4 protein-coding genes, 1 tRNA gene and 1 pseudogene are annotated in these 3,307 nt (G+C 57.9%); all 6 read left to right on the top strand.

Going from position 1 to position 3,307, the window contains the following annotated elements:
- Positions 1-1,177 (top strand): elongation factor Tu (gene tuf / locus AC1D0Z_RS18290; protein ID WP_477659620.1); only part of this gene is annotated, 1,177 nt, incomplete at its 5' end.
- A 17-nt stretch (positions 1,178-1,194) separates the two neighbouring features.
- Positions 1,195-1,270, top strand: a tRNA-Trp gene (locus AC1D0Z_RS18285).
- Positions 1,271-1,402: 132 nt separating this feature from the next.
- Positions 1,403-1,786: a preprotein translocase subunit SecE gene (gene secE, locus AC1D0Z_RS18280; protein ID WP_477659619.1), complete on the top strand. Its 384-nt coding sequence runs from the start codon at positions 1,403-1,405 to the stop codon at positions 1,784-1,786.
- Positions 1,786-2,382, top strand: a complete 597-nt coding sequence (gene nusG / locus AC1D0Z_RS18275) for a transcription termination/antitermination protein NusG (RefSeq protein ID WP_477659618.1) — start codon at positions 1,786-1,788, stop codon at positions 2,380-2,382. The genes secE and nusG overlap by 1 nt, the downstream gene beginning before the upstream one ends.
- A gap of 139 nt (positions 2,383-2,521) precedes the next feature.
- Positions 2,522-2,956: a 50S ribosomal protein L11 gene (gene rplK / locus AC1D0Z_RS18270; RefSeq protein ID WP_007871338.1), complete on the top strand. Its 435-nt coding sequence runs from the start codon at positions 2,522-2,524 to the stop codon at positions 2,954-2,956.
- Positions 2,953-3,307 (top strand): annotated as a pseudogene (gene rplA / locus AC1D0Z_RS18265) (50S ribosomal protein L1); the annotation flags it as partial. The gene rplK and the pseudogene rplA, both read left to right, overlap by 4 nt.

The raw sequence follows: 3,307 nt of genomic DNA, 5'->3' as shown, positions 1-3,307 counted from the left end.
ATTTGAGCGGACCAAGCCGCACGTCAACGTCGGCACGATTGGCCACGTGGACCATGGCAAGACGACGCTGACGGCGGCGATCACGACCGTTCTGGCATCCAAGTTCGGCGGCGAAGCCAAGGGTTACGACCAGATTGACGCGGCTCCCGAAGAAAAGGCCCGCGGCATCACCATCAACACCGCCCACGTCGAGTACGAAACGGCCAACCGCCACTACGCCCACGTCGACTGCCCAGGCCACGCCGACTATGTGAAAAACATGATCACCGGCGCAGCCCAGATGGACGGCGCKATCCTGGTGTGCTCGGCCGCTGACGGCCCCATGCCCCAGACCCGCGAGCACATCCTGCTGGCCCGCCAGGTGGGCGTGCCTTACATCATCGTGTTCCTGAACAAGTGCGACATGGTGGACGACGCCGARCTGCTCGAGCTCGTCGAAATGGAAGTGCGCGAGCTCCTCGACAAGTACGATTTCCCTGGCGACAAGACCCCCATCATCCACGGCAGCGCCAAGCTCGCCATGGAAGGCGACAAGGGTCCCCTGGGCGAAGAAGCCATCATGAAGCTGGCCGAAGCACTGGACACCTACATTCCCCTGCCAGAGCGCGCTGTTGACGGCGCCTTCCTGATGCCTGTGGAAGACGTGTTCTCCATCTCCGGCCGCGGCACCGTCGTGACCGGCCGTGTCGAGCGCGGGATCATCAAGGTCGGCGAAGAAATCGAGATCGTCGGYATCGCYGAYACGCAAAAGACCACCTGCACCGGCGTGGAAATGTTCCGCAARCTGCTGGACCAGGGYCAGGCCGGCGACAACGTCGGTATCCTCTTGCGCGGCACCAAGCGCGAAGACGTGCAGCGCGGCCAGGTGCTGTGCAAGCCCGGCTCCATCAAGCCGCACACGCACTTCACCGGCGAGATCTACGTTCTYTCYAAGGACGAAGGCGGCCGCCACACGCCATTCTTCAACAACTACCGCCCCCAGTTCTACTTCCGYACGACGGACGTGACCGGTGCGATCGAGTTGCCAGAAGGCAAGGAAATGGTCATGCCAGGCGACAACGTGTCGATCACCGTCAAGCTGATCAACCCGATCGCCATGGAAGAAGGCCTGCGCTTTGCCATCCGCGAAGGCGGCAAGACCGTCGGCGCCGGCGTTGTTGCCAAGATCATTGCGTAATTTGTAAGGTTTGATGGAGGGGTATAGCTCAATTGGCAGAGCGTCGGTCTCCAAAACCGAAGGTTGTAGGTTCGATTCCTACTGCCCCTGCCACCCGGCTTTGATAAGTGTCGATGCTCAGGGTGGTTTGAAAAGATAAAAAGCAAGCCCGCCAGGAGTCAAAAACTCCAGGTGGGCTTAAGCGTCTGCAGGGACGCATGAAGATTGAACAGGAAATCGGCGACCATGGCCTCTTCTCAAGTTGAAACTGTCAGTACCAACGGCGACAAGGCCAAGTTGGCGGTGGCTRTCGCACTGGTGCTGGCCTCGCTTGTGGGCTTTTACTTCTTTGCCAAACAAGGCCAGGTTGCCCAATGGGGTGCCCTGATTGCCGGCCTCGTCGCTGCGGTTGCCGTGTTCATGACCTCGGAGTCCGGCCGGCAGTTCGTCGCTTTTGGGCGCGACTCGTGGMGAGAGGTCCGGAAAGTCGTCTGGCCGGCTCGTAGAGAAGCCATCCRGATGACGGCCTATGTATTCGGTTTTGTGGTGATCATGGCCTTGTTCTTGTGGCTTACGGACAAAACGCTCGAGTGGGTGTTTTACGACCTGATCCTGGGATGGAAAAAATAATGAGCGATCTGAACGGCACGGTAGTCAGCGAAGTGGCGGCGGGAACGTCCCTCACGCCGACCCCAGGCATGCAGTGGTATGTCGTCCATGCCTATTCCGGCATGGAAAAGGCGGTCGAGCGCAACATTGTTGAGCGTATCAACCGTGCGGGCATGCAATCCAAGTTTGGTCGTTTTCTGGTTCCTACTGAAGAAGTGGTGGAAATCAAGAACGGCCAGAAAAAGACAACGGAGCGTCGTTTTTTCCCAGGTTATGTCCTGGTTGAAATGGTCATGGATGACGAAACCTGGCACCTGGTGAAACACACCAACAAGGTGACGGGTTTTGTCGGTGSCGCCAAGAATCGCCCGGCTCCGATTTCTGAAGAAGACGTCCAGAAAATCGTCAGCCAGATGCAGGTCGGCACCGAGAAGCCTCGTCACAAGGTTGAGTTTGAAACGGGCGAATACGTTCGCGTCAAGGATGGCCCGTTCACCGACTTCAACGGTACGGTGGAAGAGGTCAACTACGACAAGAACAAGGTGCGTGTGTCGGTCACCATTTTTGGCCGCGCCACGCCGGTGGAGCTGGAATTCAGCCAGATCGAAAAGACGTAATTTCGATTTGACAATCAATTTCGCGCCTTGCAACTCGGTGCGAAACGACCCTAAGGGGTTGTTTAGAGTTGTGTAACCCCCGGGGAGCCCGGACCTGCTTCTGCAGCGTTCAGGCGTTATGACCCGCAAGGAGAAAAGTATGGCGAAAAAAATCGTCGGCTTCATCAAGCTGCAAGTGCCAGCTGGTAAGGCCAACCCGTCCCCCCCGATCGGCCCCGCGCTCGGTCAGCGTGGCCTGAACATCATGGAATTCTGCAAGGCATTCAATGCGCAGACCCAAGGTGTTGAGCCCGGTCTGCCACTGCCTGTGGTGATCACGGCATTTGCCGACAAGAGTTTCACCTTCGTCATCAAGACGCCTCCAGCAGGCGTCCTGATCAAAAAGGCTATCAAGCTTGACAAGGGTTCATCTACGCCGCATACGGTGAAGGTTGGCAAGATCTCCCGCGCACAGCTGGAAGAAATCGCCAAGACCAAAATGAAAGACATGACGGCTGCCGATCTCGACGCCGCTGTCCGTACTATTGCTGGTACCGCGCGCTCTATGGGCGTGTCGGTGGAGGGTGTTGTATGAGCAAGCTGACCAAACGCCAAAAAACCATTGGCGACAAGATCGACAGCAACAAGCTGTACGCATTGCCCGAAGCTCTTGGCCTTGTGAAAGAGTTCGCCGTCGCCAAATTCGATGAATCCATCGACGTGGCTGTGCAGCTCGGCATTGACGCCAAGAAATCCGACCAGGTCGTTCGCGGCGCGGTTGTGCTGCCAAACGGCACTGGCAAGACCAAGCGCGTGGCCGTGTTCGCCCAGGGTGCCAAGGCTGAAGAAGCCAAGGCCGCTGGCGCTGACATCGTCGGCATGGACGATCTGGCTGCTGAGATCAAGGCAGGCAAGATGGACTTCGACAGGCAAGATGGACTTCGAC

The sequence above is a fragment of the Polaromonas sp. P1_E3 genome (assembly GCF_056405935.1).
This window is presented reverse-complemented; position numbering and strand designations above follow the sequence as displayed.

What these genes read in the sequence shown, in the direction of transcription:
- rplK (WP_007871338.1), top strand. Translation starts at nt 2,522, where the DNA reads ATGGCGAAAAAAATCGTCGGCTTCATCAAGCTGCAAGTGCCAGCTGGT.